This window comes from Sphingomonas naphthae, assembly GCF_028607085.1.
GTDB lineage: Bacteria > Pseudomonadota > Alphaproteobacteria > Sphingomonadales > Sphingomonadaceae > Sphingomonas_Q > Sphingomonas_Q naphthae.
Genome location: NZ_CP117411.1, coordinates 81,932 through 105,115, shown reverse-complemented (window position 1 = coordinate 105,115; position 23,184 = coordinate 81,932). Strand labels below are relative to the sequence as shown.

Annotated in this window: 25 protein-coding genes; 12 read left to right on the top strand and 13 right to left on the bottom strand. The window is 70.0% G+C overall.

The features are described from left to right. Window positions 1–82 precede the first annotated feature (82 nt). The 6 genes from PQ455_RS00550 to argH form a co-directional block, all read right to left on the bottom strand. On the bottom strand, window positions 83–1,045 hold the full coding sequence (locus tag PQ455_RS00550) for a zinc transporter ZntB (protein ID WP_273688242.1): 963 nt from the start codon (window positions 1,043–1,045) through the stop codon (window positions 83–85). Next, window positions 1,042–1,800, bottom strand: coding sequence for a precorrin-2 dehydrogenase/sirohydrochlorin ferrochelatase family protein (locus PQ455_RS00545; RefSeq protein WP_273688241.1), 759 nt, complete (start codon window positions 1,798–1,800; stop codon window positions 1,042–1,044). The genes PQ455_RS00550 and PQ455_RS00545 overlap by 4 nt, the downstream gene beginning before the upstream one ends. A gap of 378 nt (window positions 1,801–2,178) precedes the next feature. Next, a complete protein-coding gene (gene galU / locus PQ455_RS00540; RefSeq protein ID WP_273688239.1) occupies window positions 2,179–3,045 on the bottom strand; it encodes a UTP--glucose-1-phosphate uridylyltransferase GalU in 867 nt (288 codons plus the stop codon). A gap of 6 nt (window positions 3,046–3,051) precedes the next feature. Beyond that, the gene (lysA, locus tag PQ455_RS00535; RefSeq protein WP_273688237.1) at window positions 3,052–4,335 is read right to left on the bottom strand and encodes a diaminopimelate decarboxylase; all 1,284 of its coding nucleotides are present in this window, start codon (window positions 4,333–4,335) and stop codon (window positions 3,052–3,054) included. 7 nt (window positions 4,336–4,342) lie between these two features. Beyond that, window positions 4,343–4,582 (bottom strand): hypothetical protein, encoded by a 240-nt coding sequence (locus PQ455_RS00530; protein ID WP_273688235.1) that lies wholly within the window; start codon window positions 4,580–4,582, stop codon window positions 4,343–4,345. Next, the gene (argH, locus tag PQ455_RS00525; protein ID WP_273688233.1) at window positions 4,579–5,955 is read right to left on the bottom strand and encodes an argininosuccinate lyase; all 1,377 of its coding nucleotides are present in this window, start codon (window positions 5,953–5,955) and stop codon (window positions 4,579–4,581) included. The genes PQ455_RS00530 and argH overlap by 4 nt, the downstream gene beginning before the upstream one ends. A 16-nt stretch (window positions 5,956–5,971) precedes the next feature. Between argH and PQ455_RS00520 the strand changes: the two genes are divergently transcribed. Then, a complete protein-coding gene (locus PQ455_RS00520) occupies window positions 5,972–6,565 on the top strand; it encodes a TlpA family protein disulfide reductase (protein ID WP_273688232.1) in 594 nt (197 codons plus the stop codon). Between the two features lie 92 nt (window positions 6,566–6,657). After that, window positions 6,658–7,212 (top strand): fasciclin domain-containing protein, encoded by a 555-nt coding sequence (locus tag PQ455_RS00515; protein WP_420542813.1) that lies wholly within the window; start codon window positions 6,658–6,660, stop codon window positions 7,210–7,212. Between the two features lie 128 nt (window positions 7,213–7,340). Here PQ455_RS00515 and PQ455_RS00510 read toward each other — a convergent pair whose 3' ends face one another. The 3 genes from PQ455_RS00510 to PQ455_RS00500 are packed head-to-tail and all read right to left on the bottom strand — an operon-like array spanning window position 7,341 to window position 9,651. Beyond that, a complete protein-coding gene (locus PQ455_RS00510) occupies window positions 7,341–8,174 on the bottom strand; it encodes a metallophosphoesterase (RefSeq protein WP_273688230.1) in 834 nt (277 codons plus the stop codon). Further along, complete coding sequence (gene dapD / locus PQ455_RS00505) at window positions 8,171–8,980, bottom strand: 2,3,4,5-tetrahydropyridine-2,6-dicarboxylate N-succinyltransferase (protein WP_273688229.1); 810 nt, start codon at window positions 8,978–8,980, stop codon at window positions 8,171–8,173. Before dapD ends, PQ455_RS00510 begins: the two co-directional genes overlap by 4 nt. Further along, complete coding sequence (locus PQ455_RS00500) at window positions 8,977–9,651, bottom strand: pyrimidine 5'-nucleotidase (protein WP_273688228.1); 675 nt, start codon at window positions 9,649–9,651, stop codon at window positions 8,977–8,979. The genes dapD and PQ455_RS00500 overlap by 4 nt, the downstream gene beginning before the upstream one ends. Before the next feature lie 110 nt (window positions 9,652–9,761). On the opposite strand from PQ455_RS00500, the gene PQ455_RS00495 reads away from it, so the two are divergent. The 6 genes from PQ455_RS00495 (at window position 9,762) to ssb (ending at window position 16,335) form a co-directional block, all read left to right on the top strand. Next, window positions 9,762–12,062 carry a S8 family peptidase gene (locus PQ455_RS00495; RefSeq protein WP_273688226.1) on the top strand — a complete coding sequence of 767 codons (2,301 nt, stop codon included), beginning with the start codon at window positions 9,762–9,764 and terminating at the stop codon, window positions 12,060–12,062. Between the two features lie 54 nt (window positions 12,063–12,116). Then, window positions 12,117–12,734, top strand: coding sequence for a glutathione S-transferase family protein (locus PQ455_RS00490; protein WP_273688224.1), 618 nt, complete (start codon window positions 12,117–12,119; stop codon window positions 12,732–12,734). A gap of 100 nt (window positions 12,735–12,834) precedes the next feature. Next, window positions 12,835–13,500, top strand: a complete 666-nt coding sequence (locus tag PQ455_RS00485) for a DUF1013 domain-containing protein (protein WP_273688223.1) — start codon at window positions 12,835–12,837, stop codon at window positions 13,498–13,500. Window positions 13,501–13,645: 145 nt separating this feature from the next. Then, window positions 13,646–13,888 (top strand): FeoA family protein, encoded by a 243-nt coding sequence (locus PQ455_RS00480; RefSeq protein ID WP_273691459.1) that lies wholly within the window; start codon window positions 13,646–13,648, stop codon window positions 13,886–13,888. Further along, window positions 13,885–15,747 carry a ferrous iron transporter B gene (gene feoB, locus PQ455_RS00475; RefSeq protein ID WP_273688221.1) on the top strand — a complete coding sequence of 621 codons (1,863 nt, stop codon included), beginning with the start codon at window positions 13,885–13,887 and terminating at the stop codon, window positions 15,745–15,747. The genes PQ455_RS00480 and feoB overlap by 4 nt, the downstream gene beginning before the upstream one ends. 27 nt (window positions 15,748–15,774) lie before the next feature. Next, a complete protein-coding gene (gene ssb, locus PQ455_RS00470) occupies window positions 15,775–16,335 on the top strand; it encodes a single-stranded DNA-binding protein (protein ID WP_273688219.1) in 561 nt (186 codons plus the stop codon). Between the two features lie 148 nt (window positions 16,336–16,483). Here the strand turns inward: ssb and PQ455_RS00465 are convergent, their stop codons facing one another. From PQ455_RS00465 to xseA, 3 genes are read right to left on the bottom strand one after another with little or no spacing between them, the layout of a single operon-like run. After that, a complete protein-coding gene (locus PQ455_RS00465) occupies window positions 16,484–17,371 on the bottom strand; it encodes a M23 family metallopeptidase (RefSeq protein WP_273688217.1) in 888 nt (295 codons plus the stop codon). Beyond that, the gene (locus tag PQ455_RS00460; RefSeq protein ID WP_273688215.1) at window positions 17,368–17,568 is read right to left on the bottom strand and encodes a DUF2093 domain-containing protein; all 201 of its coding nucleotides are present in this window, start codon (window positions 17,566–17,568) and stop codon (window positions 17,368–17,370) included. Before PQ455_RS00460 ends, PQ455_RS00465 begins: the two co-directional genes overlap by 4 nt. 31 nt (window positions 17,569–17,599) lie before the next feature. After that, on the bottom strand, window positions 17,600–19,045 hold the full coding sequence (xseA, locus tag PQ455_RS00455) for an exodeoxyribonuclease VII large subunit (RefSeq protein WP_273688214.1): 1,446 nt from the start codon (window positions 19,043–19,045) through the stop codon (window positions 17,600–17,602). Between xseA and purD the strand changes: the two genes are divergently transcribed. The 4 genes from purD to PQ455_RS00435 are packed head-to-tail and all read left to right on the top strand — an operon-like array spanning window position 19,044 to window position 21,763. Next, window positions 19,044–20,306: a phosphoribosylamine--glycine ligase gene (gene purD / locus PQ455_RS00450; RefSeq protein WP_273688212.1), complete on the top strand. Its 1,263-nt coding sequence runs from the start codon at window positions 19,044–19,046 to the stop codon at window positions 20,304–20,306. The two genes, xseA and purD, sit on opposite strands and share 2 nt — an antisense overlap. A gap of 41 nt (window positions 20,307–20,347) precedes the next feature. Next, entirely contained in the window at window positions 20,348–20,794 is a 447-nt protein-coding gene (locus tag PQ455_RS00445) for a hypothetical protein (protein ID WP_273688210.1), read from the top strand. Then, entirely contained in the window at window positions 20,775–21,152 is a 378-nt protein-coding gene (locus tag PQ455_RS00440) for a hypothetical protein (protein WP_273688208.1), read from the top strand. Before PQ455_RS00445 ends, PQ455_RS00440 begins: the two co-directional genes overlap by 20 nt. Before the next feature lie 26 nt (window positions 21,153–21,178). Continuing rightward, the gene (locus PQ455_RS00435; protein WP_273688206.1) at window positions 21,179–21,763 is read left to right on the top strand and encodes a hypothetical protein; all 585 of its coding nucleotides are present in this window, start codon (window positions 21,179–21,181) and stop codon (window positions 21,761–21,763) included. Here the strand turns inward: PQ455_RS00435 and PQ455_RS00430 are convergent. Further along, on the bottom strand, window positions 21,682–22,959 hold the full coding sequence (locus PQ455_RS00430) for a L,D-transpeptidase family protein (RefSeq protein WP_273688204.1): 1,278 nt from the start codon (window positions 22,957–22,959) through the stop codon (window positions 21,682–21,684). The two genes, PQ455_RS00435 and PQ455_RS00430, sit on opposite strands and share 82 nt — an antisense overlap. Between the last annotated feature and the right edge of the window lie 225 nt (window positions 22,960–23,184).

Genomic DNA, 23,184 nt, shown 5'->3' with positions numbered 1-23,184 from the left:
CAGGCGTCTTGGGGTAGGGCTGAGGCAGCTCCCGAACGGTGCGTCCAGCCTCCCGAGATCCCGGCCTTCGCCGGGATGACGATCAATTCCGAAACCAGTGCGCCCGCACGAAATACACCGCGATCGCCGCCGCCACCGCGACGCACATCCCCACCACCGCCGCGAACGCCCACGGCTCATGCGCGAAGGGGATGCCCGCCACGTTCATGCCGAGCAGGCCCGTCAGGAAGGTCAGCGGCAGGAACACCAGCGCCACGACCGACAGCACCAACGTGCGCGTCTCGATCTGTTCGGCGCGCAGATCGGTGAATTGTTCGTGGAGCAGGGCCGATCGCTCGCGCACCGCCTCCAGTTCCTCGCCCATGCGGGCGAAGCGGTCGGCCGCTTCGCGCAGGTGGAGGCGGTCGGCCTCCTCCAGCCATTCGGTCTTCATGATCGCCAGCCCCTCCAGCGCCTGCCGCTGGGGCACGACGAAGCGGCGGTAGGCGATCGCCTGCGATCGGGCGCGGGCGATCAGGCGGCGCATCTCATAGGCGCGATCGGCATCGAAATCGGCCTCGCATGAATCGACCAGATCGCCGAGATCGGCGACATGCGGATCGAGCTTGGCGGTGATGAGGATCGCCAGCGCCGAGATCAGGTCGCCCGGATCGTGCAGCTCGGCATCCTCCATCGCGGCGCGCAGATGCTCGAAGCCGTCGAGCGGGCGGAAGGAGACCGAGATCACCCGCCCGCGCTCGGCCCACAGCCGGATCGAGACGAGCGGATCGCCGCCATGGTCGCCCTCCGGGTGGAGGCCGCGCAAATTGACGAGAGCGCCGTTGGCGAAGGCCTCCGAACGCGGCCGCGTCTCGACCGCCGTCAGCGCGGCGACGACGGTTTCGGGCAAATGGCCATGCTGTTGCAGCCAGCGGTTGGTCTCGGCCTCCTTGCCGTCGAGGTGGACCCAGGTGAACTGGCCCTCGGGCGGCATCGTGCAGGCATGGCCGGGGTCGATCGAGCGGACCGCGCCGTTGCTCGACAGGCTGAGCGCCCAGCCGTTCATCCCGCCCACCGCAGGATCAGCGTGAGGCCGGGGCCGGCGGGGACAGGCGGGTCGCCCGCGATGCGGGTGGCATCGGCGCGGGCACGGGACAGGATGGAGATGGGCACGTCGGGGCCATGGCAGATGCGCTCGGCCCGGCCAAGCAGCCGCGCCTCGCGAAGCGTCAGATCGTCCGCGTCGGGCGACCGCAGGAGGACATGCGCGGTTTCAGCAGGCTGATCGGCCGTCTCGGATGCAAGCCAGCCCTCGACCGATCCGGTATCAGCGAAGGGATCGAGCGGCCCGCCCTCCGCCAGCGCCGCGTCGATCGCCTCGCGCCGGGCGATCGTATCGGGCCAGCGGGCGCGGATCGCGGCGCGGGCGGCGGCGAGCGCGGTGGCAATCGCGCCGGCGCCGCCCGGTAGCAGCGCCTCGATCCGCTGCCGTACCGCCTTGGCCAGCCCGGCCGAGGCGCCGCCGGTGCCGATCGCGATCAGCAGCGGATCGCGATCGACGATCGCGGGCAGGGTGAAATCGCACAGATCGGGGCGATCGACCGCGTTGACGAGGATGTGGCGCGCCCTGAGCCGGGCGACGGCGGCGCGGGCTTCGGCGTCATCGGCGATGGCGACGACGGCGAGCGTGGCGGGCGCTTCCTCCCCGACGATCACCGCCCCGGCGCGGTCGAGCAACCGGCCCTTGGCCTCGGCGGCGGGGCCGTCACCGAGCAGGATCACCGGCCGGCCGGCGAGGCGGAGGAAGATGGGGAAGTTCACGGAGTTCGCATCCTACAGCCCCGGTTTTTGCCGTGGCCTCCGGGTGGGGAGTCGCGGCGGGAGGGGCTGGTGGCACGAATCGGGGGCTGTAGGACAGCGGGAAATTGTGGCGCGGCGCCAGCCTTACCCAAACCGTTCGTCCCGAGCGCAGTCGAGGGATCGGTCAGCATCGAGCGTAGCCGAGATGCGGGTGGCCGCCACACGGACCTCGGCTGCGCTCGGGATGAACGGGATCACATTGTGATCCTCCCCGGTACGGGGAGGTGGCAGCCCGAAGGGCTGACGGAGGGGGCTCACAGCGAAGCGCAGCGCGTGTGGATAGCCCCCTCCACCATCCTGCGGATGGTCCCCCTCCCCGTGCCGGGGAGGAACTTGAGGTCACAGGCTCTTCAGATACTCCCGCAGCGGGCCTTCCAGGTCGGGGCGTTCCAGCGCCAGCGCCACATTCGCCTGGATGAAGCCGGATTTCTCGCCGCAATCGTGGCGCGCGCCGTCGAACACGCGGGCGTGGAAGGGCTGATCGCCGATCAGCTTGGCGAGCGAATCGGTCAGCTGGATCTCGCCGCCGGCGCCCTTCTCCTGCGTCTCCAGCAGGCGCATCACCTTCGGATCGAGAATGTAGCGGCCGACCGCCGCCATCCGCGACGGCGCGACCGACGGATCGGGCTTTTCGACGAAGCCCTTGATCTCGATCGTCGGCCCCTCGATCGCGCCCGGATCGACGATGCCGTAGCGCTTGGTATGCTCCTGCGGCACCTCGACCACGGCGATCACGCTGCCGCCCTTGTCGTGATAGGTCTCCATCATCTGCGTGAGGCAGGGGGAGGCCGGGTTCCACAACAGCTCGTCGGGCAGCAGCACCGCGAACGGCTCGTCGCCGGTCAGATGGCGCGCGCACCATACGGCATGGCCGAGGCCCGACATGATCTGCTGGCGCACGAACGCCGCCTGCCCCGGCGCGAGGCGGGTGGGGGCGAGTTTCTCGATGATCTCCTGCTTGTTCTTGGCCAGCAGATCGGCCTCGATCTCGAACGCGCTGTCGAAATAATCCTCGATGGCGTGCTTGCCGCGCCCGGTGACGAAGATCATCTGCTCGATGCCGGCGGCCAGCGCCTCGTCGATCGCGTACTGGATCAGCGGCTGATCGACGACGGGCAGCAACTCCTTGGGCACGGCCTTGGTGGCGGGAAGGAAGCGGGTGCCGAAGCCCGCGACCGGGAAGACTGCCTTCTTCACTGGCTTCATATGCTCTCAAGCCTCCGCGTGTTGGTCCTGCTGCAACCAGGGGGCGAGTTCGTCGCCCGCGATCAACGTCTCCAGCGGCAGGCGCCTGCGCACCACCGCCCAATCCTTGCCCGACACCAGCACCTCGGGCGTCAGGGCCCGGCTGTTATAAGTGTTCCCCATGGTCGCGCCATAGGCCCCGGCCGTCATGAAGGCGACGAGATCGCCCGCCTCGACCCGGTCCATCTCGCGATCGCGCGCGAAGGTGTCGCCCGTCTCGCAGATCGGCCCGACGACATGGGCGGTCATCTCGCCCTCGCGCGGCACCACGGCGCGGATGTCGTGCCAGGCCTCGTACATGGCGGGGCGCAGCAGATCGTTCATCGCGGCATCGAGGATCACGAAGGGGCGGTTGACCCCCTCCTTCACCCGGATCACCCGCGACAGCAGCACGCCGGCATTGCCGACGATCAGCCGGCCGGGCTCGAACATCAGCCGCGCGTTCCAGCCCGCAGTCACGTCGCGGACCATCTCGCCATAAGCGGCGGGCAGCGGCGGGATCGGCTTGGCGGGATCGTAGGGAACGCCGAGGCCACCGCCGAGATCGGCGTTGACGATGGCATGCCCCGCCGCGCGCAACGCCGCCAGCAGCAGCCCGACCTTCTCGAAGGCGGCGCGGCTGGGGGCGAGATCGGTGAGCTGGCTGCCGATATGGACGGCGATGCCCTGCATCTTCAGGCTGGGCCGCGCGGCGGCGCGGGCATAAGCGTCAAGTGCAGTATCGTAGGCGATGCCGAACTTGTCGTCGGCGCGGCCGGTCGAGATCTTGCTGTGGGTGCCCGCCTCGACCGCCGGGTTGATGCGATAGGCGCAAGGGGCGACCATGCCGAGCATCTCGGCCACGTCGGCCAGCATCTCCGCCTCGGGCTCGGACTCTAGGTTGAACTGGCCGATGCCTTCGCGAAGGGCCAGCGCCATCTCGTCGGCCGTCTTGCCGACGCCCGAAAAAACGATGCGCTCGGCCGGAATGCCGGCGGCGCGCGCGCGCATCAGTTCACCGCCCGAGACCACGTCGGCGCCGAGGCCGAGCTTCGCCAGCGTCGCCAGCACGGCGGCGTTGGGATTGGCCTTTACCGCATAAGCGATCCAGGGGTCGTCGATCCCGGCCAGCGCCTCGCGGAACACCTCGACATGGCGTTCGATCGTGGCGGTGGAATAGACATAGACCGGCGTGCCGACCGCCTCGGCGATCAGGGTCAGCGGCACGGCTTCGGCGTGGAGGACGCCGTCGATCAAATCGAAATGGTTCACGGATGTCCTATGGCGGCGGCAGCGAGAAACGGTCGTCGCGCCGCTCCTCGGACTTGGTGAGCAGCTCGTCCGACCGGCCCGGCTGGATCGCGGGCGGCACGCCGAGCAGTTGATCGGGCGAAGGCGTGGTCTGCGCCAGCGCGGGGCGCGGCGGCAGCTGGCGGCCCTCGGCGGGTTGCAGCACCTGTTTGCCGCCGCAGCCGGCGAGCATCAGGCAGCCCGCGATCAGGACGATCCGTTTCGTCATTCCGCCATCTCCAGCGCGGCCCGTGCCTGGGCCACGCGCTTGCGTACCTCGCTCGGCGCGGTTCCGCCATGGCTGGCGCGCGCCGCGACCGAGGCATCGACCGAAAGCGCCGAAAAGATGCGATCGTCGATGCGCGGATCGACCGCCGTCATCGCCTCCAGCGGCAGCTTGCCCAGCGCCACACCCTCGCGCTCGGCCATGCGGACGATCGTGCCGGTGATGTGATGCGCCTCACGGAAGGGAATGTCGGCCACGCGCACCAGCCAGTCGGCCAGGTCGGTCGCGGTGGAATAGCCGGCCTCGGCCGCGCCCCGCATCCGATCGGCGCGGAAGCCGATCGTCTCGATCATGCCGGTCATCGCCGCGATCGACAAAGCGAGCAGGTCGTGCGCCTCGAACAGGGGCGGCTTGTCGTCCTGCATATCCTTGGAATAGGCCAGCGGGAGCCCCTTCATCGTCACCATCAGCGCGACGAGGCAGCCGGTGATCCGCCCGCTATGGCCGCGCACCAATTCTGCCGCGTCGGGGTTACGCTTTTGCGGCATGATCGACGAGCCGGTCGAATAGGCATCCGGCAAGGTGACGAAGCCATAGGGCTGGCTCGCCCAGATCACGATCTCCTCGGCCAGCCGCGACAGGTGGAGCGAGGCCTGCGCCGCCGCCATCAGATAATCGAGCGCGAAATCGCGATCGGAGACCGAATCGAGGCTGTTGTCGGTCGGCGAATCGAAGCCGAGCGCCGTGGCCGTCGCCTGCCGGTCGATCGGGAAGCCGGTGCCCGCCAGCGCGGCGGCGCCCAGCGGGCAGCGGTTGAGCCGCTTGCGGGCCGCCGCGAACCGGTCGCGATCACGCGCGATCATCTCATAATAGGCCATCAGATGATGGCCCATCGTCACCGGCTGGGCGACCTGGAGGTGGGTGAAGCCGGGCATCACCGCCTCGGCCTGTTCCCCGGCGCGGGTGACGAGCGCCACCTGCAACGCCTTCAAGCCCGCCTCGACCGAATCGATCGCGTCGCGCACCCACAGGCGGAAATCGGTCGCGACCTGATCGTTGCGGCTGCGCGCGGTGTGGAGCCGGCCGGCGGCGGCGCCGATCTTGTCGGCCAGCCGCGACTCGGTCGCCATGTGAATGTCTTCGAGCGCCAGATCCTCGTCCACGCCGTTTGCGGCATAGTCCGCCTCGACCGCGTCGAGTCCGCCCAGGATCGCGGCGACGTCCCCCTCCGCGACGATGCCCTGCGCGCCCAGCATCGTGGCGTGAGCGCGGCTGCCGGCGATGTCCTGTCGCCACAATCGTTTGTCGAAGGGGATCGAGGCGTTTATCTCGCGCATGATCGCGGCTGGCCCTTCGGCGAAGCGCCCGCCCCACATCGCGTTGGAGCTGCCTGTGCCCCGTTCTTCCTCGTTCGCGCTAATCCCGCTTCTCCTGCTCGGCTGTGCCGCGGTGACGGGATGCGATAGGAAAAAGCCCGCGGAGCCGCAAGCGCAGCCCGCCGTCGCCCCCAAAGCGGAGACCGCCAAGGTCATCCTCGACAACAAGGGCGCCGAGGCGCCCGCCATCCCCTTCGCTAGCCCGGACGATACGCCCGCGACGCTTGGCACCTTCCGGGGCCAGCCGCTGCTGGTGAACATGTGGGCCACCTGGTGCGCGCCGTGCGTGGCGGAGATGCCGACGCTCGACACGCTGGCCCGCCAGCGCGCCGGATCGCTGAAGGTGATCTCGATCAGCCAGGACATGGAGGGCCGCCGCGTGGTGACGCCCTTCTTCGCCAAGAAGAAATTCGCCAGCCTCCAGCCCTATCTCGACAAGGAGAACGGCCTGATGCTGGCGCTGAAGGCGGACGAACTGCCGATGACGATCCTGTACGACGCCAGGGGCAAGGAATTGTGGCGCGTGCGCGGATCGCTCGACTGGACCGGGCCGAGGGCGAAGGCGCTGATCGACGATGCCATCGCCGGCAAGGATGTCGCGGCGGGATAGCCCGCGCAAATTTCACGCCCCCCTGCATCCCGCGCAGCCGCCGGCCCGTACCTTTCGCCGAAGTCACAGAACTTCATCGAAAGGATGCCAACATGAAGAGCAAGAACCTGTTCGCCACGATCGCGCTGGCCGCCAGCGCCACGATGCTGACCGCGCCGGCGATGGCCGCCAACCCGATGGTGGGCGGCGCCGCCATGTATCCGACCAAGACGATCGTCGAGAATGCGCTCAATTCCAAGGATCACACCACCCTGGTAGCCGCCGTGAAGGCCGCAGGGCTGGTCGAGACGCTGTCCGGCCCCGGCCCCTTCACCGTCTTCGCGCCGACCAACGCCGCCTTCGCCAAGCTGCCCGCCGGCACCGTCGACACGCTGGTGAAGCCCGAGAACAAGGCGATGCTGACCACGATCCTGACCTATCACGTCGTATCCGGCACGATGGATTCGAAGGCGATCGCCAAGGCGATCAAGGCCGGCGGCGGCAAGGCGATGCTGACGACGGTACAGGGCGAGCCGCTCACCGCGATGATGAAGGGCGGCAAGCTGATGCTGACCGACGCCAAGGGCGGCATGTCCATGGTGACGATCAAGGACGTCATGCAGTCCAACGGCGTGATCCACGTCGTCGATACGGTGCTGATGCCGTAAAGTCATGATCCTCCCCTGCAAGGGGAGGGGGACCGTCGCGTAGCGATGGTGGAGGGGTGACGCGCTCTCGAGGGCGGGTCACCCCTCCGTCATGTCTGCGACATGCCACCTCCCCTTGCAGGGGAGGGTTACTTTGGCCCCAAGGTCAGCAGCCACAGATCGGGTGGGGCGAGCAGGCGGAACGGGAGCAGGCTGGTGCCGAGGCCGGCGGTCACCACGATCGTGCGGCCGCCGGCACGCATCAGGCCACAGGGGTAGCGCAGGCGGGCGACTGGGTCGATCGCGCCGATCAGCGGCAGGCGGACCTGGCCGCAATGGGTGTGGCCGGCGAGGACAAGGCCGGCATCGGCGGGCAGGGTTTCGGCGCGGTCGGGGGAGTGGGTCAGCGCGATATGGGCGCCGGATAGCGGCTTCAGCGCGGCCCATGTGGCGTGCACGTTCTGCTGGCCGGTGAAGATGTCGCCTAGGCCGGCGATGGCGAGCGGGCCGCGCGTGATCGCCTGATTGTGCAGCACCGTGACGCCCGCGCGGGTCAGCGTGGCGCGGACCGTGCCCTGCCCGGTCCACAGATCGTGATTGCCCAGCACCGCGACCGTGCCGAGGCGGGGGCGCAGCGCGCGCATCCCTTCTTCCAGCACCGTCGCCTGCCGCGCGGCATTCCCCTTGGCGTGGCCGTCGATGAAGTCGCCGGCGATCAGCACCAGATCGGGGCCGAGCGCGTTGACCTGCGCCACGATCCGGCCGAGCCGCGCGCCATCCATCGCCCGGCTGCCGACATGGAGGTCGCTCAGCAGCACCGCACGGATCGGCGGGGCGCCGGCCGGCCAGTCGCGCAGGCCGATGCTGGCCGTCCGCACCACCGGCATCCGCCGCGCCTCGCCATAAGCCAACAGGGCGAGGGCGGCGCCAGACAGCGCCGCCACCCCGATCGCGCCGGCGGCGAGGCGCCGGCGGCGGATCAATCGCGCAGCAGCTCGTTGATGCCGGTCTTGCTGCGGGTCTGCGCGTCGACCCGCTTGACGATCACGGCGCAATAGAGGCCGGGGCCGCCATCCTTGCCGGGAAGCGTGCCGGGCACGACCACCGAATAGGACGGCACCCGGCCCATGAAGACCTCACCCGTCGCCCGATCGACGATCTTGGTGGAGGCGCCGAGATAGACGCCCATCGAAAGGACCGCGCCCTCCTCGACGATGACGCCTTCGGCCACTTCGGAGCGGGCGCCGATGAAGCAGCCGTCCTCGATCACCACCGGATTGGCCTGGAGCGGCTCCAGCACGCCGCCGATGCCGACGCCGCCCGACAGGTGGACGTTCTTGCCGATCTGCGCGCACGAGCCGACCGTCGCCCAGGTGTCGACCATCGTCCCCTCGCCGACATAGGCGCCGATGTTGACGAAGCTGGGCATCAGGATGACGCCCTTGCCGATGAAGGCGCCGCGCCGCGCGACCGCGCCCGGCACCACGCGGAAGCCCGCGTCGCGGAACTGCGCCTCGCCCCAGCCGGCGAATTTCGACGGCACCTTGTCGAAGGCGGTCGGCCCTTCCATCACCGCATTGTCGTTGAGGCGGAAGGAGAGCAGCACGGCCTTCTTGAGCCACTGGTTGACGACCCAGCCATTTTCGCCCGGGTGCGAAACGCGCGCCTGCCCGCTGTCGAGAAGCGCCAGCGCCTGATTCACCGCATCGCGCACCGGCCCCTGCGTGGTCAGGCCGAGCGTCTCGCGCTCGTCCCACGCCTGCTCGATGGTCGTCTGAAGATCGCTCATGCGTCGTCGCCTTCCGTTATGCTGTGCAGCCATTCGCCGAGATCGGCGGTTCGATAGTCGATATGGTCGTGGGTCAGCCCCGCCGGCCCCTGATCCGATCCGTTGTCCACCCACAATGTCATCATGCCGAGCGCCTTGGCCGGCGCGAGATTGCGGACCATGTCCTCGGCGAACAGCGCGGTCGTCGGGTCGACGCGCAGGCTGCGGCAGAGGCTGGCGTAGCTGTCGGCATGGGGCTTGGGCTGGTAGGCGCAGGCGTGGATGTCGTGGATCGCCTCGAACGTCTCCGACAGGCCGATCCGGTCGAGCACGCGGCGGGCATAAGGCGCATCGCCATTGGTGAAGACGAGCTTGCGGCCGGGCAGCTTCGCGAGCGCCGCGATCAGCCGGCGGTCCTCGGCCAGCGCATCCATCTCGATCGCGTGGACGTCCTCCAGGAAGTGGTGTGGATCGACGCCGTAATTGGCCATCAGGCCCGACAGGGTCGTGCCATGCTGGTGGAAGAAGCCCTTCTGGATGCGATAGGCCTCGTCGGGCTCCGTGCCGGTGATGCGCGCGACATAGGCCGTCATCCGCTGATCGATCAGCCCGAACAGGTCGCAGGACGCCGGGTAGAGCGTGTTATCCAGATCGAAGATCCAGGTATCGATATGGGCAAGTTCGGGCGGCACGGGCGGCGACGTAGCCGGGGGGCTGGCGCATCGCAACAGGGTGCGCGTATGTTGCTGAAGTTGCACAAGGTTGCCCCGGGAATGGCGGCCGCGCGACGGAGGGCCTGAAGATGCGGCGGTTCGGCGTGGTGAGCCTGTTGGCGCTGGCGGCGACCCTGGCGGGATGCGGCGGGGGTGGCGGCGGCGTCGGATCGACGCCTACCCCGACCCCAACGCCCACGCCCACACCGACCCCCACCCCGACCGAGCCGATCGTCACCACCCCGCCGGTCGTCTCGACACCGACCCCCACGCCGACGCCGACCACGCCGACGACCAATTTCAACGATTCGGAATATGCCCGCTCCAACGCCGCCGTCGCCGCCAGCGCGCTGACCGCCTACAATGCCGGCGCGACCGGCGCGGGCGTGAAGATCGCTATCCTCGATACCGGCATTGCCAATCCGGGCAATGAGTTCGGTACGCGGATCGACGCCGCCAGCCGCGATTTCGGCGGCAATGGCGCGATCACCGACAGCGACGGCCACGGCACCTCCGTGGCCGCCGTCGCGGCGGCGGGGCGCAATGGCGCGCAGATGGAGGGGCTGGCGTTCAACGCGACCGTGCTGGCGCTGCGCACCGATACGTCGGGCACCTGCGGCACGACCGACGGGTGCAAATTCTCCTCGACCAATCTGGCGCAGGCGATCGATTATGCGGTGGCCAATGGCGCGACGGTCATCAACCTGTCGCTCGGCGGCGACGGGGCGGCGCCGAGCACGTTGCGCGCGGCCTATGCGCGGGCGACGGCGGCCGGCGTCATCATCGTGACGGCGGCGGGCAACGAAAGCGGCGCCGACCCGGAGGTGTTCGCCCAGATCGCGAGCGACGCGGCGGTGTCGCGCGGCCTCGTCATCATCGCCGGGGCGCATGACGCCAGCTTCGCCAGTGCGAGTTTCTCCAACAAGGCGGGCAGCTTCGGCAATGTCTACCTGACCGCGCTGGGCGACCGGGTGCGGGCGTTCGACGAGACGGGCGGCGCCTTCCTCTTTTCGGGCACCTCTTATGCCACGCCCGCTATCTCGGGCGCGATCGCGCTCATCAAGAGCGCCTTTCCGACGATGACGGGGGCGCAGATCGTCGACCTGCTCTACCGCACCGCGACCGATGCCGGGGCGGCGGGGATCGACAGCATCTTCGGGCGCGGCATCCTCAACCTCGCCGCCGCCTTCCGCCCGGTGGGCACGGCAAGTCTGGCCGGCACGAGCATCGCCGTCTCGCTCGACGGCAATGGGGTGACCGCGCCGGCGATGGGCGACGCGCGGACGAGCGGGCTGGGCCGGGCGGTGATCCTCGACGATTATGGCCGCGCCTTCGGGCTGGCGGTGGGCGACACTTTCGCCCGAACCGCGCCGCGCCGCCCGCTGATGGGCGCGATCGGCGCCAGCTTCGGCGCCGCCAGCCTCGGCGACGAGCGGATGGTGATGTCGCTGACGGTGCGGCGCGACCTGTTCGCCGGCCAGCCCTGGGCCAGCGCCGCCGATCGTGGCCGGCCAAGCGCGGAAACGGTGGCGGCATCAATGGTGGCGCGGGTCGATCGGCGGACGGTGGCGGGCTTCGCCATCGCCGCCAGCGCGGACGGGCTGGCGCGATCGATGACGCCGGGCGGCGACGGCGGCGGCTTCCTGATCGCCGAGCGGCCGGCGGGCAGCCCCGGCTTCGATGCGCGACGGGGCATGGCGATGGCGTTGCGCCACGATCTCGGGCCGATCGCGCTGACGGTGACGGCGGAAGAAGGCCGGCTGATCGACTACCGACCCGAGCGCGGCGCCCTGCCGCCGCATTATTCGCAGGCCGGCGCGGCGCTCGACCGGCGCTTCGGGCCGCTGACCCTGTCGGCCGGCGGATCGTTGCTGCGGGAGGAGGCGAGCGTGCTGGGCAGCCGCTTCGGCGGGGCGTTCGGCAATGGTGGCGCGCGGACGATGCTGGCCGATGTCGGCGGGCGGCTGGCGCTGGGCGGCGGCTGGCAGGCGGGCGCCGGCTGGCGGACGGGCTGGACCCGCGTTGCGCAGGCCGGGCTGCTGGCGGAGGACGGGCGGCTGCGCAGCACGGCCTATGCGCTCGATCTCGGCCGCACGGGGGCGGCGAGCCGCTTCGGCCTGCGCCTCGCCCAACCGCTCAGGGTGGCGACGGGCGGCTATTGGGTCGATCTGCCGGTCGGCTACGATTATGAGACCGGCACCACCACGACGGAGCGCCGCCGCCTCGACCTCGCCCCGCAGGGCCGCGAGCGGCAGGCCGAGATCGCCTGGGGCCATGCGCTGGGCGCGGGCTGGCTCGACACCAACCTCTACTGGCGCCGCCAACCGGGCAATATCGCGGCCGCCCCGGACGATCTGGGCGTGGCGGTACGGCTATCGACGCGCTGGTGATTCTGTACGATCGTACTCTTGGGCAGGAGCACGAACTTCAAAACGAGACGGTCGATGGCAGAGCTGATCCTTCACGAATATGCCCCGTCGGGGAATTGCTACAAGATCCGGCTGACGTCGGCCCATCTCGGCATCGCGCTGGAGCGGCGCGGCTATGATATCGTCACCGGCGAGACGCGGACTCCGGAATTTCTGGCGACCGTCAACGCCAACGGCCGCATCCCCGTCCTCCAGATCGGCGAGCGGTTTCTGCCGGAGAGCAATGCGGCGTGCGTGTGGCTGGCGCACGGCAGCGACATGATCCCGGCCGACCGCTTCGATCAGGCCGACATGCTGCGCTGGATGTTCTGGGAGCAGTATAATCACGAGCCGAACGTCGCGACCTTGCGCTTTTGGCTGGCCTTCATCGGCGAGGACAAGCTGACCGACGACCAGCGCCGTGCGCTTGCGGCCAAGCGCGCCGCAGGCGAGGCCGCGCTCACCCTGATGGACGAACATCTCGCCACCCGCGCCTTCTTCGTCGGCGATCGCCTCAGCCTCGCCGATATCGCGCTCTACGCCTACACCCATGTCGCGGGCGAGGGCGGCTTCGATCTGGCGCGCTGGCCGGCGGTGGCCGCGTGGGTCGATCGGGTCGCGGCGCTGCCCGGCCATATATCGATCGCCGACTGACCCTGCCCGCTTGCGCTGGCGGGGCGGCGGGACTAGATCGGGACAATGTACGGCCGCTCCCTCGTTGGGGCGGCCCTTTCTTTATCCGGGAGTTATCGTCGTGGCCCAGCCGCTCATGCCCCATGCGACCGCGTCCTGGCTGGTCGATACCACCGCGCTCTCGTTCGAGCAGATCGCCGCTTTCTGCGGCCTCCACATCCTGGAGGTGCAGGCGATCGCCGACGACACCGCCGCCACCAAGCTGACCGGGCGCGATCCCGTGCGCGCGGGCGAGCTGACCATGGCCGAGATCGAGAAGGGCCAGAACGACCCGAAATATCGCCTCGTCATGGAAAAGGGCCCCGAGCAGGTCCGCCGCACCAAGGGCCCGCGCTACACGCCGGTTTCCAAGCGGCAGGACAAGCCCGACGGCATCGCCTGGATCATCCGCAACCATCCGGAAGTGTCGGACGGCCAGATCGGCAAGCTGATCGGCACGACCCGCACCACGATCGCCGCGATCCGCGATCGCAGCCACTGGAACATCGCCAACATCACCCCGAAGGACCCGGTGACGCTCGGCCTCTGCTCGCAGCGCGAGCTGGACGCGGTGGTGGCCAAGGCCGCCAAGGCCGCGGGCATCGAGGCCCCGGTCGATACCCGCTTCGAGGGCGATCGCGAGGCGCTGCTGGAACAGCTCCGCCATGAGCGCGAACATGCCGCGACGGCGGGCGACGCTCCGGCCGAGACGCCGGCCTTCTTCGATCCGTTCAAGAAGGCGAACTGATACGGCGTTTTGCTCCTGCGCAGGCAGGAGCCCAGGGTTATCAGGGCGCTGCGTTCGGGGCTCTGGGCTCCTGCCTTCGCAGGAGCACGGCAGCGCCAAAGTAATTGATAATCGTTCGCAGCCCGCCTAGAGCGGCGGCGTGACCGTGTCTCTCGATCAACTTCCCCTGCGCCAGCCCGCTGAAATCACCGCGATCGACTGGGATGCCCTGTCGGCCGGCGAGGGGCGGCGGTTGCGCGAGCTGGGGTTCGACGAGGGCGTCGGCGTCGAGGCGCTGCACCATGGGCCGTTCGGGCTGGACCCGATCGCCTGCCGTATCGGCCGCATGACGATCGCGCTGCGCCGCGCCACCGCCAGCGCCGTCGCCGTGGACCCGATCGCGCGATGAACCCGCAGCCCATGGTCGCGCTGGTTGGCAATCCCAATGCCGGCAAGAGCGCGCTGTTCAACGCGCTGACCGGCGCGCGCCAGAAGGTCGGCAATTATCCCGGCGTCACGGTCGAGCGGAAATCGGGCCGGCTGGCGCTGGACGACGGCCGCCCGGTCGAGCTGGTCGATCTGCCCGGCACCTACAGCCTCGATCCCTCCAGCCCCGACGAGGCGGTGACGCGCGACGTGGTGCTGGGCCGACACCATCTCGATCGCCTGCCCTCCGCTTTGGTGGTGGTGGTCGATTCGACCAACCTCGACAATCACCTGCGCTTCGCGATGCAGTTGATCGCGCTCGGCCGCCCGACCGTGATCGCGCTCAACATGTTCGACATGGCGAGACGCGACGGGCTGGAGATCGACCCCGCCAAGCTGTCGGCCGCGCTCGGCGTGCCGGTGGTGCCGACGGTCGCGGTGCGCAACATCGGCCTCACCGAACTGCGCGGGCTGATCGGCGAGATGGTCGGCGACGGCAGCCCGCCGCAGCCCAAGGACATGCCGGTGCTGGGCGACATGACCAGCCTCCAGCGCGACGCCCGCCGCATCGCGCGATCCGCCACGACCGTGCGCCCCGCCGCGCGCGCCTGGACCCGCGCGATCGACCGGGTCGCGCTCCACCCGATCGCCGGGCCGATCATCCTGGCGCTGCTGATGTTCGTGATGTTCCAGGCGGTGTTCGCCTGGGCCGAGGCGCCGATGGGCTGGATCGAGGCGGCGCAGGGCTGGCTGGCCGACCGGGCAAGCGCGCTGATCCCCGCCGGCTTCTTCCGGTCGCTGATGGTGGATGGCGTCATCAACGGCGTGGGATCGGTGGTGGTGTTCCTGCCGCAGATCATCATCCTGTTCTTCTTCATCCTGCTGCTCGAAGCCTCCGGCTATATGGTTCGCGCCGCCTTCCTGATGGACCGGATCATGGCCTCGGTCGGGCTCTCGGGCCGGGCGTTCATCCCGCTTCTCTCCTCCTTCGCCTGCGCCATCCCCGGCATCATGGCGACCCGCTCGATCGACGACCCCAAGGACCGGCTGACGACGATCCTGATCGCGCCCTTGATGACCTGTTCGGCGCGGCTGCCGGTCTATGCCGTCATCATCGGCGCCTTCATCCCGGCAAGGAGCATCGGGCCGGGGATCGGCTTGCAGGGGCTGGTGCTGTTCGGTCTCTACGTCACGGGAATCCTCGGCGCGATGGCGGCGGCGGCCGTGCTGCGGCGGACGGTGGCCAAGGGGGCGGCGGGCAGCTTCCTGATGGAATTGCCCAAATATCAGATGCCGGTGTGGCGCGACGTGGCGATCGGCCTGTGGCAGCGCGCCTATGTCTTTCTGCGCCGCGCCGGCACGATCATCATGGCCGTCACGCTCACCCTGTGGCTGCTGACCGCCTACCCCAGGGCGCCGATCGGATCGGGCATGAAGCAGAGCGAATACAGCTTCGCCGGGCGCATCGCCTCCGTGCTGGAGCCGATCGTGCGGCCGATCGGCTTCGGGCACGACATGACGCTGGCGATCATCCCGGCGATGGCCGCGCGCGAAGTGGCGGTGTCGGCGTTGCAGACGGTCTATTCGATCGACGCGGGCGAGGATGAGGCGGGCGGCGAGCGCCAGCTGGGCGACCGGCTGCACGGCGCCTGGTCGCTGCCGACGGCGCTGGCCTTCCTGATGTGGTTCGTGTTCGCGCCGCAATGCTTATCCACAATCGCGGTCATCCGCCGCGAAACGAACGGGTGGAAGTGGCCACTGTTCACGCTAGGCTACCTCTTTGCCCTCGCCTACATCGCGGCGGGCGCGACATTCTGGGCGGCGACGGCCTTGGGCCTGTAGCGCCCCGTACAGAGAAGAGGGTTTGAGATGGCTGGCAGCGTGAACAAGGTGATCATCGTCGGCAATCTGGGCCGCGATCCCGAATCGCGCAGCTTCCAGAATGGCGGCAAGGTCGTGAACCTGCGCATCGCCACGAGCGAGACGTGGAAGGACAAGAACAGCGGCGAGCGCAAGGAAAAGACCGAATGGCATTCGGTCGCGATCTTTTCCGAAGGCCTCGCCAACGTCGCCGAACGCTATCTGCGCAAGGGCAGCAAGGTCTATATCGAAGGCAAGTTACAGACCCGCAAATGGCAGGACGCGCAGGGCCAGGATCGTTACTCCACCGAAGTGGTCCTCCAGGGCTATGACGCCCAGTTGGTGATGCTCGACGGCCGCGAAGGCGGCGGCGGGGGTGCCGGCGGCGGCGATTACGACGAGGGCGGCAGCAGCTTCGGCGGCGGCGGTGGCAGCGGCTACGGCGGGCGCTCCTCGGGCGGCGGTTCGTCCGGCGGCGGCTATGGCGATCGCGGCGGCGCCCCGCGCGGCGGCGCGGCCAAGCCCTCCTCGGCGTTCGACAGCGATCTGGACGACGACGTCCCGTTCTGAAGGCGGGCGCTGCCGGCGCGGAATCATTGAGGCGGCGGCCCTAAACACAGTCCGTCACCCCGGCGCAGGCCGGGGTCTCAGGCGGCGGCCACCGCCGTCGCCCCAAGCCTCCCGAGGCCCCGGCCTGCGCCGGGGCGACGGCTTGATATCAGCGCATCGGCCCCGCGATCTTCTGCGCGTCGACCCGCTCGCCATTCCACATCGTCGCCCAATGCAGATGCGGCCCCGTCGCGCGGCCCGTCGCGCCGACCGCGCCGATGCGGTCGCCCTGGCGCACCCGCTGCCCCTCGCGAACGTCCACACGCGAAAAGTGGAGGAAGGCGGACGTCAGCCCCATGCCGTGATCGAGGATGACGAGATTGCCCTCCAGGGTGAAGGGCGCCTCGGTCGCCAGCACCACCACGCCATCGGCGGGCGCATAGACGGGCGTGCCGGTGCCGACCGCGATATCGACGCCGGCGTGATAATCGCCCGGTTCGCCCGCATAGATGCGCTGCGATCCGAACACGCCGCTGATTCGCCCGCCCTGCGGCCAGATGAAGGTCTGCCGCCAGCCATCCACCGCCGAGCGCACCCGACGCGCGGCACCGATGCGGGCGAGTTCGATCGGGCGGCGGCGCAGGAAATCGGGGGTGGGCGTGGTGCCCTTGCGCAAGCTCGGGATCGACTGGATCGCCCAGTTGCGCGGCGCGACGGTGAGCGGCTGGCGCAGGATGCCGGCCGGGGTGCGCGCCTCCAGCAGCGCGGTCGGCCCATGATCGCGGCCGAAGCCGATCAGGAACATGCCGTCGGGCGCGGCCGCAACGGGCTTGCCATCCAGCGTGAGCCCGGTCGCTCCTGCGGGCAGGTGGCCGTAGGCGATGCCCCCCTGTTCGGGCGGGCGATCGAGCGTGAATTCGCCGGCGATGACGCCGATCACCGGGGGCGCCATCGGCGCGGTCTCGACGACCGGCTCGGGCGGCGGCGGAGGTGGCGGCGCGGAGACGCAGCCGGCCACGAACAGCAATGCGGCGAGAGACCCGCCGCGGCGGATCAAGCGGTCTGCTCCACCTTCGTCGCGATCTCGGCGGTGGCATAGGGCTCCTGCCGGGCCACGCTCCAGTAGCGCAGCGCATCGAGCGGAATCGCCTCGCCGGAGACGGCGCAGCGGACGATATCGCCCGGCACCAGCACGCGGAAGCCGCCGGGCAGATAGTGGAGCTTGGCGAGCTTGCCGCCCTGCGACATCAACATGGGGTCATATCCTTATTCTTGGAGCGGCCCGTTACAGGAACGTGGGCTGGTCCGGCTTGTCGCGCTTCGGCGCGGTCTGCTTCGGGCGAACATAAGCGGTGGACGCCTCCCCCTCAACCGCCACGTCGACCGTGCCGTCGGCGAAGTGGAGCGTGAGCGCGGCGGCCTCGCGCGCGGCCTGCGACGTGGTCAGCACGCCGCCGCCCACCTTGCGCTCGACCAGCACATAGCCGCGCTTGAGCGGCTTTTCGGGGTGCAACTGCTCGGCCACCCGCCACAGCCGGTCGAGCCGCTCGCGGGCCTCGGCGATCCTGCGCGTGGCGAGATCGGGGCGCAGGCGCACGGCGGCCAGCCGATCGGCCGATCGCCCGATCCGGTCGCGCAGCAGCCGGGGGCGGAGCGCGCCCGCCGTGCGGCTGAGTTCGGCCCCCGCCAGCGCGAGGCGGCGCGAGAGGGCGCGGGGCAGCCGCTCGCCCACCTCGTCGGCACGCTGGCGCTGGGGGCCGAGCAGGCGTTCGGGCGTGGGCAGGCGCTGCGCGGTGGCGGCCAGCCGCTCGCCGGCGCGTTCGCGGTAGCGATGGGCGCAGCGGCCCATCCGCGCGCCCATCGTCTGGAGACCCGCCAGCAATTCGGCGCGGACGGGCACGGCCAGTTCGGCCGCCGCCGTGGGCGTCGGCGCGCGCACGTCGGCGGCGAAATCGCAGAGCGTCGTGTCGGTCTCGTGGCCGACCGCCGAGATCACCGGGATCGGCGAGGCGGCGACGGCGCGCACCACCACCTCCTCGTTGAAGGCCCACAGATCCTCGATCGACCCGCCGCCGCGCGCGACGATGATGAGATCGGGCGCGCCCGCCATTTCGGCGAAGCCCCTGATGGCGGCGGCCACCTGCGCCGCCGCCGTCTCGCCCTGCACCGCGACCGGCCAGACCAGCACATGCGTCGGGCAGCGATCGGCCAGCCGGTGGAGGATGTCGCGGATCACCGCGCCCGTGGGCGAGGTGACGACGCCGATGGTGCGCGGCAGGAAGGGCAGCGGGCGCTTGCGGTCCTGATCGAACAGCCCCTCGGCGGCCAGCGCGCGGCGGCGCTGGTCGAGCAATTGCATCAGCGCGCCCTGGCCGGCCAGTTCGAGCCGGTCGATGACGATCTGATATTTCGATCGGCCGGGATAGGTGGTGAGCTTGCCGGTGGCGATCACCTCGATCCCGTCCTCGGGCCGGAAGCGGAGGCTGCCCGCCTGCCCTTTCCAGATCACCCCGTCGATCACGGCGCGATCGTCCTTCAGCGCGAGGTAGCAATGGCCGGAGGCGTGGCGCTTCCACCCCGAAATCTCGCCGCGCACGCGGACATGGCCGAAGGCGTCCTCCACGCTGCGCTTGAGCGCGCCGGACAATTCGGACACGGACAGCGCCGCTGAATTGTCGCCCGGCACCTCTTCGGCTAGCAGCCGGCCGGGTTCGGAAGGATAATCGACCATGGACGTCCTGTTACTCGGATCGGGTGCGCGCGAACATGCGCTGGCGTGGAAGCTGGCGCAATCGCCCAGCGTCGGCCGGCTGTACGCCGCGCCGGGCAATCCGGGTATCGCCACGGTGGCCGAGATCGTGGCGCTCGACATGCTCGATAGCGCGGCGGTGGCGGGTTTCGCGGTGGAGCAAGGCGTCGGCCTCGTCGTGATCGGGCCGGAGCAGCCCCTGGTGGCGGGCGTCGCCGATGTGGTGCGCGCGGCCGGCGTGGCGGTGTTCGGCCCTTCCGCGGCGGCGGCGCAGTTGGAGGGATCGAAGGGCTTCACCAAGGATCTGTGCGCGCGCGCCGGCATCCCGACCGCCGCCTATCGCCGCTTCATCGATCTGGGCGCGGCGCGGGAGGCGGTGGCGGGCTTCGGACTCCCCGTCGTCATCAAGGCGGACGGGCTGGCGGCGGGCAAGGGCGTGGTGATCGCCGAGACGGCCGACGAGGCCGAGGCGGCGCTGGCCGATATGTTCGGCGGCGGCTTCGGCGCGGCGGGGGCCGAGGTGGTGATCGAGGCCTTTCTGACCGGCGAGGAAGCCAGCCTGTTCGCGCTGACCGATGGCGTAAGCGTCGTCGCCTTCGGATCGGCGCAGGATCACAAGAGGGTCGGCGAGGGCGATACCGGCCCCAACACCGGCGGCATGGGCGCCTACAGCCCCGCCCCCTGCCTGACGGCCGAGCTGGAGGCGCGGGCGATGGCCGAGATCGTCGAACCCACCGTGCGGGCGATGGCGGAGGCGGGGACGCCCTATTCGGGCGTGCTCTATGCCGGGCTGATGCTGACGGCGGAGGGGCCGCAACTGATCGAATATAACGCCCGCTTCGGAGACCCCGAGACGCAGGTGCTGATGGCGCGCTACGACGGCGATCTGGCGGCGCTGATGCTCGCGGTGGCCGATGGGCGGCTGGGCGCCGTGGCGGCGCCCGCTCTGGCGGATCGCGCGGCGATGACGGTGGTGCTGGCCGCCAACGGCTATCCCGGCACGCCCGAAAAGGGCGGCGCGATCGGCGGGATCGACGCGGCGGAGGCGGGCGGCGCGATCGTGTTCCATGCGGGTACGGCGGAGGCCGGCGGTGCGCTGATCGCGAACGGCGGCCGGGTGCTGTCGGTGACGGGCAGCGGCGCGACGATCGCGGACGCGCGCGCGGCCGCTTATGCGGGCGTGGCGGCGGTGGATTTCCCCGGTGGGTTTCACCGGCGCGACATAGGCTGGCGTGCGCTCTGAATTTGGTTCTACATCTCCGTTATGTTGAGAGGGACAAGGGCATGACCCAGCAGCAGATCATCTGGGCGATCGTCGCCGTCGTGGTGGCGATCGTCGCCATCATCCTGATCCGGGCGATGACGCGGCGGCAGCAGGTGACGTTCGACGCGACCGCGCCGACCCCGCCGCCGCTGGCCCGCACGATCGATCCGCGCCCGGTGGCGCCCCCCGCCCCGCCGCCGCCCTCGGCCGCGCCGGTCGGCGACGGCGCCGAATTGACCAAGCTGAAGGGCCTCGGCCCCAAGGCGGCGAGCCGGCTGGCGGAACTGGGCATCACCGAAATCGCGGCGCTGGCGGCGCTGTCGGACGCCGATACGCGGGTGATCGACGAGCAGATGGGGCCGTTCCAGGGCCGCTTCGATCGCGATCGCTGGCGTGAGCAGGCGAGGCTCCTCGCGGCGGGCGATATCGCCGCTTACGAGGCGCAATATGGCAAGCTGGGCGGCTGATCCGCCCGTCTTGCGCGAGGCGGGCGGCCATGCCAGTCTCGCGTCCATGATCGCTCCGCAGCCCGGATCCACCATCGCGGTGGCCATCGCCGCCGCCCGCCGCCGCATCGTCACGCATTTCCGCGAGGCCGGCGCCACCTCGGCCGAGACGGCGGTGGCCTATACGCCCGGCCGCCTGATCGAGCGCCGCCAGTTCGAGCGGATGACCCGCAAGGGCGTGCTGGTCGCCGGCGCGGACGGCCGCTGGCATCTCGACGAAGCCGCGCTGAAGGACGACACGTCGAAGCGGCGCAAGCGGATCGGCTTCGCGATGATCGCGGGCGCCGTCGTCGCGGCGGCGGTGGCGGCGATATCCTGATCGGGCACCTTTGGCTCGGGCGCGCGATGGCGCTGGCCGTGATGGCCATCGCCGGCGCCGCTTCGGCCGCACCGGCCTATCGCTGGATCGCCTACATGCCCGGCGAGGCGATCCAGTACGGCATCGCCGACACCGACGAGCGCGCGCTGCGGATCGATTGCGGCGCGCGCGACGGCCTCTCGATAGCCGGCCCTTCCGCGATCGACGGGGCGGAGGGTAGCAGGACCAACGTGGGGTTCGGCGTGCGGCGGCAGGTGCGGCGGCATAGCGGGCGGCTGATCGGGCTGGGCGACGGCCTGAACTTCACGGTCGACGTAAACTACGACGACCCCGCCGTCGCGGCCTTACGCGCCGGCTTCCCGGTTACCGTCTATCACGGCGATACCGCGTGGAAGGTGCCGGCGACCAATGCCGAGCGGGTGCTGCGCCCGCTGATCCGCGCCTGCCGATCGCGACAGGCGCGGACGACGCCCTCCCCCGCCGCCGGCGGGAAGGGCGCGTCGGTTCAGCCGGTTCAGCGGTCCTTTCTTCAGCGTGAGGCGACCGTCATCGTCGCTTCGCGGCGGATCGTGCCGTCGAGGGCGGCGAGCAGCGGCGCGTCGCGGCCGTAGGGGTCGCTGTAGGTGGCCATCTGGCCATCCTCGCCCACGTCGGCGGTGAAATAGACCAGATAGACCGGCCAGCTCTTGGGCATCGCGATCGTCGTGGTGTTGGTGCCGTCCAGCGCGCTGTCGAGGCGGCCGGTGGCGGCCTGATCGTAGCCGAGCAGGTCGGCGGCGAGCTGGTCGACATCCTTCACGCGGATACAGCCGTGGCTGAAGGCGCGCTCATCACGGGCGAACAGCGCCTTGGAGGGCGTGTCGTGCAGGTAGATCGCCTCGGCGTTGGGCATGTCGATCTTGATCTTGCCCAGCGAATTGCGCGGCCCCGGCGGCTGGCGCAGCGCGCCGGCCTTCATCACATAGCCCCGGCTGCCGGCGGTGAGGTTGGAGGATTTGATGATGCTCTTGGGCACCGTCCACCACGGATTGACCACGACCGATTCGGCATAGGCCGCCAGCTGCGGCGTCGGCGTCTTGGGGCTGCCGACGACGACGGTGTAATCCGCCAGCCGGGTCTTGCCCTCCATCAGCGCCAGTTTGTAGCTCGGCACGTTGACGTAGATGTAGCGATCGCCCAGCGCGCGGGGCATCCAGCGCCACCGCTCCATGTTCACGCGCAGCCGATCGCGCGACAGGACATCGGCGGGGCTGGTGTGGACATAGGCGTCGCGCAGCGCGGCATAGCGATCGTCGGTCGGCAGCAGCGAGCGCAGCCAGTCCTTCACGTCGTTGCGCGCGACGGCATCGGCCATGCGCTGCGGCAGATCGGCGGTTTCATAGGCCGACCGCTCCATCAGCCAGCCGAAACGGCGGCGATCGGTAACGCGCCCTTGCGAATAGTCGCGGGCCAGCGACAGCGCCGAGGCGTTGGCGATCTGATCGAGCGCGGCGCCCTTGCCGCTCTCGATCGCGCGATCCAGCTCCGACAGCGCATAATCGGACGGGCGCAGGCCCTCGTCGGCCGAGGCGCGGATTTCCTCGCGCAGTTGCTTGGCGGCGCGCTCGCTCCACAGCGAGGCGACGGGCAGCGGGGCGGGCGCGGCCTCGATCGCGGGGGCGACGGTGGCGTCCGGCGTGGTCGCGGTGGGCGAGGGCGCGGCGGTGAACAGCGCCGCCGAAGCCGCGAACAGCGCGACGGCGGGAAGCACGCGGCCCTGGAGCGAGCGGCTGGTCAGCAGATGGGCGAAGCGAGAATGGCGTGACATCGAATGTCTCCCTTTGGCCGCAGAAACGGCCGTCGTCGCGCTTTCGATCCTTCGATTTGAGCGACGAAGCGAAATATAATCGCGACGAGTTGAAGAGGAGATGAACGACCGAGCGGTCCGCCCAAGTTGGCCGGCCGCTATGGTTTCGATCCTGTCGATGGCGCAAAAACGCGGAAAAGCTGGATTGTTTCCGCTGTCAACTGCTCTGGATCAGGCGAAGGTCGG

What these genes read in the sequence shown, in the direction of transcription:
- PQ455_RS00550 (WP_273688242.1), bottom strand. Translation starts at nt 1,045, where the DNA reads ATGAACGGCTGGGCGCTCAGCCTGTCGAGCAACGGCGCGGTCCGCTCG.
- galU (WP_273688239.1), bottom strand. Translation starts at nt 3,045, where the DNA reads ATGAAGCCAGTGAAGAAGGCAGTCTTCCCGGTCGCGGGCTTCGGCACC.
- PQ455_RS00530 (WP_273688235.1), bottom strand. Translation starts at nt 4,582, where the DNA reads ATGACGAAACGGATCGTCCTGATCGCGGGCTGCCTGATGCTCGCCGGC.
- argH (WP_273688233.1), bottom strand. Translation starts at nt 5,955, where the DNA reads ATGTGGGGCGGGCGCTTCGCCGAAGGGCCAGCCGCGATCATGCGCGAG.
- PQ455_RS00515 (WP_420542813.1), top strand. Translation starts at nt 6,658, where the DNA reads ATGAAGAGCAAGAACCTGTTCGCCACGATCGCGCTGGCCGCCAGCGCC.
- dapD (WP_273688229.1), bottom strand. Translation starts at nt 8,980, where the DNA reads ATGAGCGATCTTCAGACGACCATCGAGCAGGCGTGGGACGAGCGCGAG.
- PQ455_RS00495 (WP_273688226.1), top strand. Translation starts at nt 9,762, where the DNA reads ATGCGGCGGTTCGGCGTGGTGAGCCTGTTGGCGCTGGCGGCGACCCTG.
- PQ455_RS00490 (WP_273688224.1), top strand. Translation starts at nt 12,117, where the DNA reads ATGGCAGAGCTGATCCTTCACGAATATGCCCCGTCGGGGAATTGCTAC.
- feoB (WP_273688221.1), top strand. Translation starts at nt 13,885, where the DNA reads ATGAACCCGCAGCCCATGGTCGCGCTGGTTGGCAATCCCAATGCCGGC.
- ssb (WP_273688219.1), top strand. Translation starts at nt 15,775, where the DNA reads ATGGCTGGCAGCGTGAACAAGGTGATCATCGTCGGCAATCTGGGCCGC.
- PQ455_RS00460 (WP_273688215.1), bottom strand. Translation starts at nt 17,568, where the DNA reads ATGTTGATGTCGCAGGGCGGCAAGCTCGCCAAGCTCCACTATCTGCCC.
- purD (WP_273688212.1), top strand. Translation starts at nt 19,044, where the DNA reads ATGGACGTCCTGTTACTCGGATCGGGTGCGCGCGAACATGCGCTGGCG.
- xseA (WP_273688214.1), bottom strand. Translation starts at nt 19,045, where the DNA reads ATGGTCGATTATCCTTCCGAACCCGGCCGGCTGCTAGCCGAAGAGGTG.
- PQ455_RS00445 (WP_273688210.1), top strand. Translation starts at nt 20,348, where the DNA reads ATGACCCAGCAGCAGATCATCTGGGCGATCGTCGCCGTCGTGGTGGCG.
- PQ455_RS00440 (WP_273688208.1), top strand. Translation starts at nt 20,775, where the DNA reads ATGGCAAGCTGGGCGGCTGATCCGCCCGTCTTGCGCGAGGCGGGCGGC.
- PQ455_RS00435 (WP_273688206.1), top strand. Translation starts at nt 21,179, where the DNA reads ATGGCGCTGGCCGTGATGGCCATCGCCGGCGCCGCTTCGGCCGCACCG.
- PQ455_RS00430 (WP_273688204.1), bottom strand. Translation starts at nt 22,959, where the DNA reads ATGTCACGCCATTCTCGCTTCGCCCATCTGCTGACCAGCCGCTCGCTC.